This is a genomic window from Streptantibioticus parmotrematis (assembly GCF_019890615.1).
Lineage (GTDB): Bacteria > Actinomycetota > Actinomycetes > Streptomycetales > Streptomycetaceae > Streptantibioticus_D > Streptantibioticus_D parmotrematis.
Genome location: NZ_JAINVZ010000004.1, coordinates 50,760 through 64,362 on the forward strand (window position 1 = coordinate 50,760; position 13,603 = coordinate 64,362).

The window sequence follows — 13,603 nt, forward strand, 5'->3', positions numbered from 1 at the left end:
CGACGATCGTGACCCGGCCCCCGGCATCCGAAGTGGAGCGCCACCGTGCGTGAGAAGACCCCTCCCCCCGCGATCGACGACCTCCTGGCAGCCGCGTCCGAGGACCACCTCAGGCTGCTGGAGTCCGGCGGCTACCCGGCCGAGCGGCTGCGGGAGATGGGGACCACCGAGGAAGGCGCCCGGCAGGCCCGGGCGCTGCTGACGTCGGTGCCCCCGGCCGACGAGACGGCGGCCGACGGGACCACGCTCGCGATGCTGGACGCGTTGTCGGAAGAGAACCGCAGGCGGCTGGTGGACGCCTCCGGGTTCGGCATGGACGCGCTGCGCAAGCTGGCCGCGAGCGGCAGCGGCGCCCGGTACGTGCGCAAGCTGCTGGCCGAGCACACGGACGTGCTGGACGTGCCGGGTGAGTCGCGCGGAGCGCGCAAGGCCCGGCGGCTGCGCTTCCTCACCGAGGGCACCCCGGACGGCCCGGGCCCCGGCGACGTCGTGTCCGGCTGGCTGATCATGCTCGCGGCCGGACTGGTCGGGCTCGTGCTGTGCGCGGTACTGACCGCGTGGATCGGCGCGTTGACGATCCTCGTCGCGGTGCTCTACTTCGCCGTCGTCCTGTCGTGGGCGGGCGGGAAGGTCCGTTCCTCACGGGGTTCGGGACCCGCCCTGGCGATGTTCACCATCACGTTCCTGGCCGTCGTCGCGATGGTGCCGTTCCGCGCCCAGGACTGGTACCTCGCCGCTCGCGGCGTGCAGGCGCAGGCCACCGTGGTCGCACCGAGGGCGACCTGGTCGCACGGTCACAAGGAGGAGTTCTGCCAGGTGCGGCTGCCGGACGGCCGGGTGCGCCAGACCGAGGGCAACGACAGCACCTGCACGACCGCGGTGGGCAGCACCGCGACCGTCGTCTACGACCCGTCCGACTGGTACGGTCCCCGCTTCGGGCCGTCGTCCGGCAACAACGTCGACATCAGCGGCGGTGTCGCCGTCGCCGCACTCGTGGCGCTCCTGGCAGCCCCGGTGTGGGCCGTCTCCGCCGCGCGCAAGAGGAAGACCACGTCCCTGTGATCACGCACGACTCCGCTCGACCCCCCGCCCCGCCCACCGACTTCCGGCTCGCCGTGCCCGAGGGCTGGGAGCGGATCGCCCTGGACCCGCAGCGCTGGCCGCACCGGATCGACAAGCTGGTCAACCGCGGCTTCCGGGGCACCGCGGGCACCCCGCAGCTGCGGATGAACGTGGCCGAGCGGCTGTGCGAGCAGGCGAGGGCCGCGCACGCGCGCGGTGGTGTCGAGATGTACCTGTCGATGCTCTCGGTGGACGGCATCCCGCTGTCCGCCGGGCTCGTCGTCACCCTGCTGCCCGCCCCGGCCGGCAGCGCCGACCTGGAGCGGCTCGGCATCGCGAAGGGCGCGGCGGGCGAGGACGTGCGGATGGTCGAACTTCCGCTCGCCGGGCCCGCGTTGCGCACGCGCTACCGCCGGGTGCCGGAAGCGGACGACCCGGACGGCAACACGCTCCCCGTCACCCACGTCGACTTCCAGGTCGCGGTGCCGGACACCGAGGGGCATCTGCTGCTGTCCTTCTCCACCCCGATGGAGCCGCTGGCCGACGCGCTGGTGAAGCTCTTCGACTCGATAGCGATGACCTTGCAATGGACGGACTGATGCCCGGCTCTCTCACCGTCTCGGTCGGCGTCCCGGGCGGCGCGGTCGAACTGCCGCTGACGCTGCCGACGGACGGACTCGCGGCCTGGGCCGAGGAGACCGCCCGCGACCGCCTCGGCCCCGAGGGCGAGCCGCGGACCGTCGCCGACCTGGCGAACGCGCTGCGCGAGGCGACCCTGGACGCGCGCCGACGCGGCCCGGTGACGGCGCTCTCGTTCTGCCCTCACCCCGAACTGGGCGAGACCGCGCGCATCGAGGTCTCCCTGATCGCGCCGGACGCCGAGCGACCCGAACTGACCGTCAAGGCGCTCGCGGACTTCCTCGCGACGCCGACGGAACGCTCGATGCACCCGGCCACGGTCGACTACGGCGACCTGCCGATCGGCCCGGCGGTGCGGGTACGGCACCAGTACGTCGGGGAGCGGCCCGCCACGCGGTACGCGGGGGACGACGAGGGCGTGGACGCCGCGGTGGAACCGGACGACGGCGACCCGGGTGAGGGCGTCATCGTGCAGACCGTGGCCTACGCGGCGCTGCCGCCGGGCAGCCGCAAAGCGGTGCTGCTGTTCGCCAGCTGGCAGGCGCTCGCGCTGGACGAGCGCCTCAGCGAGCTGGTGGACCGGCTGGCGACGACGCTGCGCCTGGAGCCCGCCGACGGCTGACCGCCCGGCGGGCACCGGCGCGGCACGGCGGCGCGGGCCTCACCCCGCCTCACAGGCGTCACGCCATCTCATAGGCACAGGCGTCACGCCGCCTCGTGGGCCTTACGCCGCCTCGTAGGCGAAGCCGGTGTCCTCGGCCATGCGCTTGAGCTCCAGCAGCGCGTGCTTCTCGATCTGGCGGATGCGCTCGCGGGTCAGGCCGTGCTGCTTGCCGACCTCGGTCAGGGTGCGCTCCTTGCCGTCCTCCATGCCGTAGCGGGCACGGATGATCGACGCGGTGCGGCCGTCGAGGCGGCCGATCAGCTCCTCCAGCTCCTCGCGGCGCAGCATCACCAGCACGGAGTCCTCCGGCGAGGCGGCCGAGGTGTCCTCGACCAGGTCGCCGAACTGCGTCTCGCCCTCGTCGTCCACCGACATGTTGAGGCTGACCGGGTCGCGGGCCCAGTCCAGCACGTCGGCGACGCGCTCCGGGGAGGCGCCCAGCTCCGCGGCGATCTCCGCGGGCTCCGGCTCACGGCCGTGTTCGCGGTTGAACTCCCGCTGCACCCGGCGGATGCGGCCCAGCTCCTCGACCAGGTGGACCGGCAGCCGGATGGTGCGCGACTGGTCGGCGATCGAGCGGGTGATGGCCTGACGAATCCACCAGGTCGCGTACGTCGAGAACTTGAAGCCCTTGCTGTAGTCGAACTTCTCGACCGCGCGGACCAGGCCCGCGTTGCCCTCCTGGATCAGGTCGAGCAGCGGCAGGCCGCTGCGCGGGTAGCGGCGGGCGACGGCGACGACCAGCCGCAGGTTGGAGCGGATGAAGACGTCCTTGGCCCGCGCCCCTGCCTCGGCTATCGCGCGCAGCTCCTCCTCGCTCGCGTCGTCCGCCGACTCGCCCGCGTCGAGCAGCTGCTCGGCGAAGACACCGGCCTCGACGGCCCGGGAGAGTTCCACTTCCTGCGCCGCGTCCAGGAGCGGGGTCCGCGCGATCTCGTCGAGGTACATGCCGACCAGATCGCGGTCGGCCACCTCACCGCCGGTGGCGCGAACACTGCTGGGCCCGTCGTTGCGACGGCGGGCGACGGCACGGGTTGCCATGCGTGCTCCCTTGCGTGGTTCGGTCGCGTACATCCCTTGTGGGTCCTCGGATCTCGGGTGCCCACTCAGTTGGAAACAACGACTGGAATCAGGACAGAATTCCCAAGTCGAGACCTGATTTTCCGGATCTTGCAGTATCCTCCGGCACCCAGCCCCGACGCCGCTTCCGGAGAATCGATGCCCGGCACCACGAATCCCCAGCTCAGGCCCGGTACGCCGGACGACCTGCCGCAGCTGACCGCGCTCTACAACCACTACGTCACTCAGACGCCCGTCACCTTCGACACGGTTGCCTTCTCCCCCGAACAGCGGCAGACATGGCTGTCGCACTACGCGGATCACGGTCCGCACCGGCTGTTGGTCGCGGAGGAGACCGGAGGGGAGGACGGCGGCGAGGGAGGCGGGCGTCTGCTGGGGTACGCGACCTCCAGCCCGTTCCGGCCCAAGCCCGCGTACGCGACGTCGGTCGAGACCACGGTCTACGTCGCCCCCGGCGCGGGCGGCCGGGGTGTCGGGACGCTGCTGTACGAGGGGCTGTTCGCCGCGCTGGCCGGGGAGGACGTGCACCGCGCCTACGCGGGCGTCACGCTGCCGAACGAGGCGTCGGTGCGGCTGCACGAGCGCTTCGGCTTCCGGCGCTGCGGGGTCTTCGGACAGACGGGCCGCAAGTTCGGCCGCTACTGGGACGTGGCCTTCTACGAGAAGCCGCTCGGCTGACCCGAAGCACGCGGAGCACGCCGAGCACGCGGACCGGTCGACGCGAGGCGGGCGGACGGAAACTGACCGGAATCAGCCCCCGCGGCACTGACCGGAACCAGCCCCTGCGGCAGCCCTTGCGGCCGCCCTCAGCGACGCCAGGGCAGGTCCGCGCCGCCCCGGGGAGCCAGGTTCTCCGCGACCGTGCGCATGATCTCGCCGAGGACTGCCGTCTGTTCCGGGGTGAGGCGGTCGAAGAGCGCGCCGCGCACCGCCTCGACGTGTCCGGGGGCCGCCTTCTCCAGCGCGCGGAAGCCCTCCTCGGTGAGGACCGCGACCTGGCCCCTGCGGTCGGTGGCGCAGTCCTCGCGGCGCACCCAGCCGTCCTCTTCCAGCCGCGCGACGGCGTGCGACAGACGGCTCCGGGTGATCTTGGACCGTTCGGCCAGCTCGGTCATCCGCATCCGGCGGCCGGGCGACTCCGACAGCCATACCAGCAGGCTGTAGTAGGTGTGCGGCATGCCGGCGTCGCGCTGGAGCTGGCGGTCGACGTGGTCGGACAGCAGCTGTGTCGCGGCCATGTAGGCCCGCCAGGTCCGCTGCTGCTCCGTGTCCAGCCAGCGCGGTTCGGTGGTCGCCATGTCTCCAGCGTACGACCGCTTGAAGCTTCAAAGACGCAGGTGGGCCCCGCTTCCCCGGTGAATCGGGGAGGCGGGGCCCGGTGGTCCGTACCTGTCCCGCGCGACCGGCCCGCCCCGGCGGGGGCGGACCGGCGCGCGATGACCGGAAACGGATCAGTGCGCGATGACCGGGATCGGCAGCTCCTCAGCGGCCTTGAGCGCCTCGTCACCACCGGAGGCGACGGGCGTGCCGCCCTGGTGGCCGGTGTTGATGAAGGTGAAGGCGATCGTCGAGGAGACCAGCAGGATCGCCACCGCCCACCAGATCGCGGAGGAGTAGCCGTGCACCATGGCCTGCAGCTTGACCTGCTGGACGGCGGCGGCGCCGCGGGCGCCCGCCAGGTGCGAGGCGGCGTACGCGGTGGTGGCGCTGGCCGCGATGGTGTTGAGCAGCGCGGTGCCGATCGAGCCGCCCACCTGCTGCGAGGTGTTGACCATCGCGGAGGCGACACCCGCGTCACGCGGCTCGACCCCGTAGGTGGCCAGGCTCATCGCCGGCATGAACGCGGTGCCCATGCCCAGGCCCAGCAGGATCTGGCCGGGCAGCACCAGGCTCGCGTAGGAGCTGGTGACCGAGATCTGGGTGAGGATCAGCATGCCGCCCGCGGCGACCAGGAAGCCCGGGCCCATCAGCCAGCGCGGCGCGACCCGGGTCATCAGTCGGGCGCCGATCTGGGTGGAGCCGGTGATCATGCCCGCGATCATCGGCAGGAACGCGAGTCCGGTCTTGACCGGGTCGTAGCCCTTGACCACCTGGAGGTAGTAGGTGAGGAAGAGGAACAGGCCGAACATGCCGATCACGGCGAGGCCGAGCGAGAGGTAGACACCGCCGCGGTTGCGGTTGGTGACCACGCGCAGCGGCAGCAGCGGCGCGGCCGTGCGGCCCTCGACGAGGGCGAACGCGGCGAGCAGCACGACCGAGGCGACGAACAGCGCGATGGTCGAGCCCGCGCTCCAGCCGTTGGTCTCGGCGCGGGTGAACCCGTAGACCAGGGAGACCAGGCCCGCGGTGGCCAGCAGGACACCGGGGATGTCGAGGCGGTTGCGGTTGCGGGCGCCCTCGGGCTCCCGGATCACCACGAGCGCTCCGGCCACCGCGATGATGGCGAACGCGACGTTGACGAAGAGGGTCCAGCGCCAGTTGAGGTGCTCGGTGAGCAGGCCGCCCAGGATCAGGCCGACCGCGCCGCCGCCACCGGCGATGGCGCCGTAGATGCCGAACGCCTTGGCGCGTTCCCTGGCCTCGGTGAACATCACCGACAGCAGCGACAGGGCGGACGGCGCGAGCAGCGCGCCGAAGGCGCCCTGCAGGGCGCGGGCGCCCAGCAGCATGCCGGTATCGACCGCGGCGCCGCCCAGCGCGGACGCGCCGGCGAAGCCGAGCAGGCCGATGACGAAGGTGCGCTTGCGGCCGACGAGGTCGGCGATACGGCCGCCGAAGAGCAGCAGGCCGCCGAACGCGAGCGTGTAAGCGGTGATCACCCATTGCCGGTTGCCGTCGGAGATGCCGAGGGCCTTCTGCGCCGAGGGGAGCGCGATGTTCACGATGGTCGCGTCGAGGACCACCATCAGCTGGGCGAGGGCGATGAATATGAGCGCTTTCCAGCGCCGGGGGTCGGGCAGGGTCAGGGAGCCTGGCATGGGTGGAACCACCTAAGTGCGGAGAAGTCGGAAGCCGACGTACGACATACGAAAGGGGCTGCGGCAGCGCGCGTGCTGCGGCATGGGACTCATCAGGTGCTGCGTGAACAACAGGTCGTGCGGGAACGGCGGGTCGTGCGGGGACGAATCAGGGCGTACGGCATCCCGGGCCCGGCGTCTGTGGCGGGCCGGTCGCGTCAGTCGGAACCGGGCGCGTGCGGCGCCCGCGTCATCGGCGGGTCAGGACGGCCGTCGTAGGGCCTCCAGCGTCGCGGCGCTCCCCGGCAGCACGGACGCGGCGGGGGCCCGCAGTCCGTCGAGGAACACCTGAAGGTGGCGGTGGACGAAGTGGTCGATGTCGACGCAGGCCGTGCCCGGCAGGGGCCGGGTCAGCTGGGAGAGCGCCAGCATCAGATCACCGGCGCCGACGTCGGGACGGACCTGGCCCGCGGCCTGCGCCCGGTCCACCAGCGCCTCGACGGCACGGGTCAACCGGTCGCGCACGGCGAGCAGTTCGGGTTCGTCGCGGTCGAACGCGCCGGACAACAGGGAACACAGCGCGCCGACGCGTTCGTCGGCGGCCTGGTGGGTGAAGTGCCGCAGCGCCTCGAAGGCGTCCGGCTCCTCGTCGAGCAGGCCCTCGGCCCGCGCGGCGACGCGGTCCATCACCGACAGCGTGACGGTGCGGATCAGGTCACGGCGGTCCGCGAAGTTGCGGTAGAGGGTGGCGTTGCCCACCCCGGCGCGCCGGGCGATCTCGTCCAGCGGCATGTCGGGACCGTGCTCGACCAGCGCCTCGCGGGCGGCGGTGACGATCCGCTCGCGGTTGCGCGACGCGTCCGCCCGCATCCGCGACGGCCTGGCCTTGACGGCGACGCTGTCCACGATGGCGCTCCTCTCCCATGAACCGTATGCGGTGCGATCCGGGGAACGCATCCCCATTTCGCTTACGTACGGTGTAAACGGGGAAGGCATCCCCGGATATTTCACGGGAAGGATGTGTCCTGCGTCACATTCGAGTGGGAGCCGAGGGCGCCGCGAAGAGCGGGTGCTTGCGCGCCGCGGGCAGCGACGCGAGGTAGCTGACCAGCACGCCGCCCGCCGCCCAGGCGGACAGCACCCACCAGGCGGTCGAGGTGCCGTAGCCGCCGAAGTAGGCGTAGTCGCGCACCAGCGTGGTCGCGGCGCCGGACGGCAGCGCCTGCCCGATCGCCCGCCAGAACGGCGGCAGCAGCGTCGAGGGGTAGACGCCGCCGGAGCTGGGGTTGCCGAAGACCACGAAGACCAGCAGCGACAGCCCGATGCCCAGCTGCCCCAGCAGCACCTGGAAGGCCATGCCGGTGGCCGCCGCCGCGAACGTGGTGAGCACCCCGATCCACCACAGCGCCACGAAGTGGCCGGTCAGCGCGGAGAACAGCGGATCGACGACGATCGCCCCGCCGAGCCCGGACAGCACCGAGATCACCGCGAGCGAGCCCAGCCGGATGCCGACCCGGTGCACGTTGGACGGCCGGGCGCCGAAGGACATCGCGAGCGCGGCCGAGGCCAGGTACCCGCCGATGATCAGGCCGACGACCAGGTAGAACGAGCTGAGGCCGCGGCCGTCCGCCGCGTTCGGCGGACGGATGTCGGTGACCGCGACGGTGCGCCGGTTGGCCTGGTCGGTCTTCTGGAGGATCTGCGTGACGGTCTGCGCGACCGAGGGGCCACCGGCGGAGGCCAGCAGCACGCGGTCGGTGGTGGCGCGCGGGTCGATGACGAACGCGGCGTCCACGTTGCGGTGCAGGATCATCTGGCGCGCCGCCCGCACGTCCGCCGCAGCCGTCGCCCGCACCGGCTCGCCCTGGAGCCCGTTGAGCCCGTTCACCACCTTGGTCTCGGCCCGCGCGGGCGCGACGACGGCGACCGGGATGCGCTGCGGGCTGGGCGAGTGGAAGGCGCCCAGGTAGGAGACGATGAACGCCATCTCGATGACGAAGATGCCGATCAGCAGCAGCGCGGCCCGCCCGCTGACGGCGTCCTTCAGCTCCCCGAGGAAGCCCCGGGAGGAGCCCCCTGAGTCACCGGACGCGCGGTCCTCGCCGCCGTCCGTGCCTTCGCCGCCCGCGCCGTCCGCCATGTGCGCCACGTCAGGACTCCGCGGTGTCGTCGCCGGAGCCGCCGGAGCCGCCGCCCCGCGCGTCGTCGCCGCCCGCCGCCAGCGCGGCCTGCCGCCTGCCGATGACCACCGAGGCCGCCGCCGCGCTGGCCGCGAACGCCGCCGCCGCGACCCACGGCCGGTCCAGCACGTGGCAGGTGGCGTGGTCGAGGGAGTAGCGGCCGGGCCCCGCGATGCCGAGGCCGGCCGCCACCGCGCCCACCAGGCCCGCCGACTCGAAGCCGCCGTTGGCCGCGAAGAAGCCGTTGGGCAGGTGGAAGGAGACCGCGGAGGCCATCGTCCCGGCCGCCGCCGCGCCCGCCGCGGGCGTCGCCAGGCCCAGCGCCAGCAGGGTGCCGCCGCCCGTCTCGCCGAGTCCCGCGGCGAGCGCGCTGGGGCGGCCCGGCGTGAAGCCCATCTGCTCCATGCCCTGGGCGGTGCCCTCGATGCCAGGGCCGCCGAACCAGCCGAAGAGCTTCTGCGTGCCGTGCGCGAACAGCACGCCGCCCACGGCCAGGCGCAGGGCGAGCAGTCCGAGGTCCTTGCGGTGCGACATGGCGGGTCCTTCCCCGAGTGAGGTTCGAAAGGGGCCAGTTGTTCCACTGTGCGCCTGCCCGGGCCGCCGCGCTCCTAGTGTTACGCCATGCTGCGTATCGCCAACTGCTCAGGCTTCTACGGAGACCGGCTCTCCGCCGCCCGCGAAATGGTCGAAGGCGGCCCCGTCGACGTGCTCACCGGCGACTACCTCGCCGAACTCACCATGCTCCTGCTGTGGAAGGCCAGGCAGCGCGACCCGGACGCCGGGTACGCGCTCTCCTTCCTCGCCCAGATGCGCGACGTCCTCGGCACCTGCCTGGAGCGGGGCATCAAGGTGGTGGTCAACGCGGGCGGGCTCAATCCCGCCGGTCTCGCCCACAGCTTGCGCGAACTGGCCTCGGCCGCCGGTCTCGCTCCCCGCGTCGCCCACCTGGAGGGCGACGACCTGATGCCCCGTCTGGCCGAGCTGCGCGCGGCCGGTGAGGACCTCGCGCACCTGGGCACCGGCCGCCCGCTGGCCGGCGCGGGCGTCGAGCCGGTGACCGCCAACGCCTACCTGGGCGCCTGGGGCATCACGACCGCGCTGCGCGCCGGGGCGGACGTGGTGATCTGCGGCCGGGTCACCGACGCCTCGCTGGTCGTCGGCCCGGCCGCGTGGGCGTACGACTGGGCGCTCGACGACTGGGACCGGCTGGCCGGCGCGGTGGCCGCGGGTCACGTCATCGAGTGCGGCGCCCAGGCCACCGGCGGCAACTTCAGCTTCTTCACCGAGATACCCGACCCCGTCCGGCCCGGCTTCCCCATCGCCGAGCTGCACGAGGACGGGACCAGCGTCATCACCAAGCACCCCGGCACCGGCGGCGCCGTCACCACGGAGACCGTCACCGCCCAGCTGCTCTACGAGATCGAGGGCCCGCAGTACCTCGGCCCCGACGTCGTCACCCGCTTCGACACCGTGGCCCTCACCCAGGAGGGCCCCGACCGGGTGCGGATCGCGGGGGCGACCGGCGAGCCGGCCCCGGAGCGGCTGAAGGTCTGCGTCAACTACCGCGGCGGCTACCGCAACAGCGCCACGTTCGCGCTGGAGGGGCTTGAAACGCGGGCCAAGGCGCGGTTCGCCGAGGCGTCGCTGCTGGACGCGGTGGGCGGCCGGGAGCGGTTCGCGGACTTCGACGCGCGGCTGTCGCCCGCGGGCGACCGGCTGACGGTGACCGTGAAGGACGCGGACCGGGACGCCGTGGGCCGGGCCTTCTTCGCAGCGGTCGCCGGGACCGGTCTGTCCGGCTACCCGGGCCTGCACCTGGAGCACGCCTCGCCGCGCGCCACGGAGTACGGCGTCCACTGGCCCGCGCTGGTCGCGGCGTCCGCCGTGCGGCCCGAGGTGGTGCTGGACGACGGCACCCGGCTCGCGGTGCCCGAGCCGCCGCGCGAGCCGTTCCGGCGCGACGGGCGGGTGTACGGGAGCGTGACGGCGCACGACGATCCGCTGGTCCGCGTCCCGCTCGGCACCCTCGCCGGGGCCCGCTCCGGCGACAAGGGCGGCGACGCCAACCTCGGGGTATGGGCGCGGAACGAGAAGACGTGGCGGTGGCTGGGCTGGTACCTGACCGTCGACCGGCTGCGGGAGCTGCTGCCGGAGACCGCCGGGCTCGACGTCGAGCGTCACTGGCTGCCGAACCTGCGGGCGGTCAACTTCGTGGTGCGCGGGCTGCTGGGCGACGGGGTCGCCGCCTCCACCCTGGCCGACCCGCAGGCCAAGGCGCTCGGCGAACGCCTGCGCGCGGTCCAGGTGGAGGTACCCGCGGGGCTGCTGGGGGCGGGCGCGAAGGTGAAGGACCACGCTTTGCCCACGGAAGGGCAAAGCGCCGGACAAGACCGCGCCTGATCGCTGTGGAACGGCCCACACCGCCCGGTTTCCCGGCCGTCCCGGCGCCCCCGCCTGCTTAGGGTGAACCCGCCCCGCCCGCCGCGAGCGGCCGGGGCGCACCAGGCATCGAGCGGTACGCGAATGGACAGCACGAGGGGAACCCGGACCGTGGACAACACCATCCTGCACAAGGCGATCTTCCTGCTGCGCGACTGCCACGAGTCCGAGCAGCAGGTCGTGGCCCGCCTCAAGGACTACTTCCCCGAGATGTCGCTGGGCGAGCGCGAGCGGTACACCAGTGAGGCGTGGGACATGGTGCACGGCAAGCACGCCGAGATCTGACGGCCGTAAGCCGGCACGCGTAACGGAACCGGTGGCGGGGCATACGTGCCCCACCACCGGTTTCTCGTTCTTCGTCGCACGGCTCGCGGCGTTCGGCGGGCGGACCGCCGATCGGCGCACAAAGATGGGCGGTGACCACACCGACGCGGGGCAGGCGCAAGCGCGAGACCAGCCAGGCCCGAGAAGGGACGGACACCGTGGCACGACCCAGGATTCTGGTAGTGGGCGCCGGCTTCGCCGGAGTCGAGTGCGTACGCCGGCTGGAGCGCAGGCTCTCGCCGGGCGAGGCCGACCTGGTGCTCGTCACGCCGTTCTCCTACCAGCTGTATCTGCCCCTGCTGCCACAGGTGGCCTCCGGCGTGCTCTCTCCGCAGTCGGTCGCGGTCTCGTTGCGGCGGAGCGGGAAGTTCCGCACCCAGATCATCCCGGGCGGGGCGATCGGCGTGGACACCAAGGCCAAGGTCTGCGTCATCCGCAAGATCAGCGGTGAGATCCTCGACGAGCCGTACGACTACATCGTGCTGGCCCCCGGCAGCATCACCCGCACCTTCGACATCCCCGGCCTGATCGAGAACGCGCGCGGCATGAAGACGCTGGCCGAGGCCGCGTACATCCGCGACCACGTCATCGCGCAGCTGGACCTTGCCGACGCCAGCCAGGACGAGGCCGAGCGCGCCTCGCGGCTGCAGTTCGTGGTGGTCGGCGGCGGCTACGCGGGCACCGAGACGGCCGCCTGCCTGCAACGGCTGACCAACCACGCGATCAAGAAGTACCCGCGGCTCGACCCCCGGCTGATCAAGTGGCACCTGATCGACATCGCGCCGAAACTCATGCCGGAGCTGGGCGACAAGCTGGGCGCCAGCGCGCTGGAGATCCTGCGCGCCCGCGGCATCGAGGTCTCCCTCGGGGTGTCCATCGCGGAGGCGGGGCCGGACAAGGTGACGTTCACCGACGGCCGGGTGCTGCCGTGCCGCACCCTGATCTGGACCGCGGGCGTCGCCGCGAGCCCGCTGGTGGGCACCCTCGGCGCCGAGACGGTGCGCGGGCGGCTCGCGGTCACCCCGGAGATGACGGTGCCCGGCACGGGCTACGACGGCGTCTTCGCGCTGGGCGACGCGGCCGCCGTGCCGGATCTGGTCAAGGGCGACGGGTCGGTCTGCCCGCCCACCGCCCAGCACTCCATGCGCCAGGGCCGCCGGGCCGCCGAGAACGTCATCGCCTCGCTGCGCGGCCGCCCCCTCCAGCCGTACGTCCACAAGGACCTGGGCCTGGTGGTGGACCTCGGCGGGCGCGACGCGGTCTCCAAGCCGCTCGGCATCGAACTGCGCGGGGTGCCCGCGCAGGCGGTGGCCCGCGGCTACCACTGGTCGGCACTGCGCACCGGCCCCGCCAAGACCCGCGTGATGGTCAGCTGGCTGCTGAACGCGTTCGCGGGCGACGACTTCGTGCGCACCGGCTTCCAGGCGCAGAAGCGGGCCTCGCTGGTCGACTTCGAGTACACGGACGTCTACCTGTCGCCGGAGCAGGTACGCAAGCACACCGCGTCGGTCGTCGCCCGGCAGGGCTGAGGCACAGGGCTCTCGGATGGTCAGCGGCGGGCGTCCGCCGCGACCTTCAGCGGCGGGCGTCTGTCGCGACGTTCAGGGGCGGGCGTCCGCCGCGACGTTCAGGGGCGGGCGTCCGCCGCGACCTTCAGGGCCCAGCCGACCAGCGGCGCCTGGAGCGGAAGCCGGGCGTAGGCGACGGCTTTCAGCGGGGCGGGCCGCTCCTTCCAGTCACGCGCCATCTTGACGTTGGCCGGGAAGACGGCGGTGAAGAACGCGGCGGCGGCGAGCCCGCCCAGACGCCGGGTGGCGGGCAGCGCGACGGCGGCGGCGAGCCCGAGTTCGGCGGCGCCACTGACGTACGTCCAGGTCCGGGCGCTGCCCGGCAGCGAACGGGGCACGATCGCGTCGAACTGCCGCGGTGCCGCGAAGTGGGCCACGCCCGCCGTGGCGAACAGTCCGGCGAGCAGTCGTGCGGAACGCGGCGCACGCGCCATCGTGGACCTCCGGTGAGTGGGGTGAGTGCGGGCGGGGTGCCCGCGACTGTGCCATGTTACCGGCGGTAGCCCCAGCCTGTTGCGGATCTGGTCCCCGGCGGGACCGGCCGACCCCGCCGACCGATCCGCCGCTCTCGCCGGGCGGCCTCTCCGGCTCACGGCCGCCGAGATCGCCCGGTCCCCCGTGTCGCCGTCACACGCCGCGCCAGTCGGCATCATGCCCACTGGCGCAGACGATGTCGGGGCCGTAGTCGCC

The 13,603-nt window shown here is 72.9% G+C and carries 14 protein-coding genes; 7 read left to right on the plus strand and 7 right to left on the minus strand.

Translation table 11 applies throughout. From position 1 onward, the window contains the following. Window positions 1–45 precede the first annotated feature (45 nt). Genes K7472_RS07550 through K7472_RS07560 form a run of 3 tightly spaced genes read left to right on the plus strand, consistent with a single transcriptional unit; the run spans window position 46 to window position 2,323 of the window. A complete protein-coding gene (locus K7472_RS07550; protein WP_222975376.1) occupies window positions 46–1,062 on the plus strand; it encodes a glycosyltransferase family protein in 1,017 nt (338 codons plus the stop codon). Further along, window positions 1,059–1,661: a hypothetical protein gene (locus K7472_RS07555; RefSeq protein WP_222975378.1), complete on the plus strand. Its 603-nt coding sequence runs from the start codon at window positions 1,059–1,061 to the stop codon at window positions 1,659–1,661. The genes K7472_RS07550 and K7472_RS07555 overlap by 4 nt, the downstream gene beginning before the upstream one ends. Next, window positions 1,661–2,323 carry a hypothetical protein gene (locus K7472_RS07560; RefSeq protein WP_222975379.1) on the plus strand — a complete coding sequence of 221 codons (663 nt, stop codon included), beginning with the start codon at window positions 1,661–1,663 and terminating at the stop codon, window positions 2,321–2,323. Before K7472_RS07555 ends, K7472_RS07560 begins: the two co-directional genes overlap by 1 nt. Window positions 2,324–2,425: 102 nt before the next feature. Here the strand turns inward: K7472_RS07560 and K7472_RS07565 are convergent, their stop codons facing one another. Next, a complete protein-coding gene (locus K7472_RS07565; RefSeq protein ID WP_222975381.1) occupies window positions 2,426–3,406 on the minus strand; it encodes a sigma-70 family RNA polymerase sigma factor in 981 nt (326 codons plus the stop codon). Window positions 3,407–3,583: 177 nt separating this feature from the next. Here K7472_RS07565 and K7472_RS07570 point away from each other — a divergent pair, with 177 nt between their 5' ends. After that, window positions 3,584–4,123, plus strand: a complete 540-nt coding sequence (locus tag K7472_RS07570) for a GNAT family N-acetyltransferase (RefSeq protein ID WP_222975383.1) — start codon at window positions 3,584–3,586, stop codon at window positions 4,121–4,123. 128 nt (window positions 4,124–4,251) lie between these two features. Here K7472_RS07570 and K7472_RS07575 read toward each other — a convergent pair whose 3' ends face one another. From K7472_RS07575 to K7472_RS07595, 5 genes are all read right to left on the minus strand, one after another. After that, window positions 4,252–4,743, minus strand: coding sequence for a MarR family winged helix-turn-helix transcriptional regulator (locus K7472_RS07575; protein WP_222975385.1), 492 nt, complete (start codon window positions 4,741–4,743; stop codon window positions 4,252–4,254). A 153-nt stretch (window positions 4,744–4,896) separates the two neighbouring features. Continuing rightward, window positions 4,897–6,423: an MFS transporter gene (locus K7472_RS07580; protein ID WP_222975387.1), complete on the minus strand. Its 1,527-nt coding sequence runs from the start codon at window positions 6,421–6,423 to the stop codon at window positions 4,897–4,899. Between the two features lie 240 nt (window positions 6,424–6,663). Next, window positions 6,664–7,272, minus strand: a complete 609-nt coding sequence (locus K7472_RS07585; protein WP_252395300.1) for a TetR/AcrR family transcriptional regulator — start codon at window positions 7,270–7,272, stop codon at window positions 6,664–6,666. A gap of 160 nt (window positions 7,273–7,432) precedes the next feature. After that, window positions 7,433–8,542, minus strand: coding sequence for a YhgE/Pip domain-containing protein (locus tag K7472_RS07590; protein ID WP_222976084.1), 1,110 nt, complete (start codon window positions 8,540–8,542; stop codon window positions 7,433–7,435). 10 nt (window positions 8,543–8,552) lie between these two features. After that, the gene (locus tag K7472_RS07595) at window positions 8,553–9,116 is read right to left on the minus strand and encodes a DoxX family protein (protein WP_222975391.1); all 564 of its coding nucleotides are present in this window, start codon (window positions 9,114–9,116) and stop codon (window positions 8,553–8,555) included. An 87-nt stretch (window positions 9,117–9,203) separates the two neighbouring features. On the opposite strand from K7472_RS07595, the gene K7472_RS07600 reads away from it, so the two are divergent. From K7472_RS07600 to K7472_RS07610, 3 genes are all read left to right on the plus strand, one after another. Then, a complete protein-coding gene (locus tag K7472_RS07600; RefSeq protein WP_222975393.1) occupies window positions 9,204–10,982 on the plus strand; it encodes an acyclic terpene utilization AtuA family protein in 1,779 nt (592 codons plus the stop codon). 150 nt (window positions 10,983–11,132) lie between these two features. After that, window positions 11,133–11,306, plus strand: coding sequence for a hypothetical protein (locus K7472_RS07605; RefSeq protein ID WP_199239201.1), 174 nt, complete (start codon window positions 11,133–11,135; stop codon window positions 11,304–11,306). Between the two features lie 197 nt (window positions 11,307–11,503). Further along, entirely contained in the window at window positions 11,504–12,874 is a 1,371-nt protein-coding gene (locus K7472_RS07610) for an NAD(P)/FAD-dependent oxidoreductase (RefSeq protein WP_222976085.1), read from the plus strand. Window positions 12,875–12,972: 98 nt separating this feature from the next. Here the strand turns inward: K7472_RS07610 and K7472_RS07615 are convergent, their stop codons facing one another. Next, the gene (locus tag K7472_RS07615; protein ID WP_222975395.1) at window positions 12,973–13,347 is read right to left on the minus strand and encodes a DoxX family protein; all 375 of its coding nucleotides are present in this window, start codon (window positions 13,345–13,347) and stop codon (window positions 12,973–12,975) included. Between the last annotated feature and the right edge of the window lie 256 nt (window positions 13,348–13,603).

Excerpts from the sequence above, each read along its gene's own strand:
- K7472_RS07560 (WP_222975379.1), top strand. The coding sequence starts at position 1,661 with ATGCCCGGCTCTCTCACCGTCTCGGTCGGCGTCCCGGGCGGCGCGGTC.
- K7472_RS07565 (WP_222975381.1), bottom strand. The coding sequence starts at position 3,406 with ATGGCAACCCGTGCCGTCGCCCGCCGTCGCAACGACGGGCCCAGCAGT.
- K7472_RS07570 (WP_222975383.1), top strand. The coding sequence starts at position 3,584 with ATGCCCGGCACCACGAATCCCCAGCTCAGGCCCGGTACGCCGGACGAC.
- K7472_RS07575 (WP_222975385.1), bottom strand. The coding sequence starts at position 4,743 with ATGGCGACCACCGAACCGCGCTGGCTGGACACGGAGCAGCAGCGGACC.
- K7472_RS07580 (WP_222975387.1), bottom strand. The coding sequence starts at position 6,423 with ATGCCAGGCTCCCTGACCCTGCCCGACCCCCGGCGCTGGAAAGCGCTC.
- K7472_RS07585 (WP_252395300.1), bottom strand. The coding sequence starts at position 7,272 with ATGCGGGCGGACGCGTCGCGCAACCGCGAGCGGATCGTCACCGCCGCC.
- K7472_RS07590 (WP_222976084.1), bottom strand. The coding sequence starts at position 8,542 with ATGGCGGACGGCGCGGGCGGCGAAGGCACGGACGGCGGCGAGGACCGC.
- K7472_RS07595 (WP_222975391.1), bottom strand. The coding sequence starts at position 9,116 with ATGTCGCACCGCAAGGACCTCGGACTGCTCGCCCTGCGCCTGGCCGTG.
- K7472_RS07600 (WP_222975393.1), top strand. The coding sequence starts at position 9,204 with ATGCTGCGTATCGCCAACTGCTCAGGCTTCTACGGAGACCGGCTCTCC.
- K7472_RS07615 (WP_222975395.1), bottom strand. The coding sequence starts at position 13,347 with ATGGCGCGTGCGCCGCGTTCCGCACGACTGCTCGCCGGACTGTTCGCC.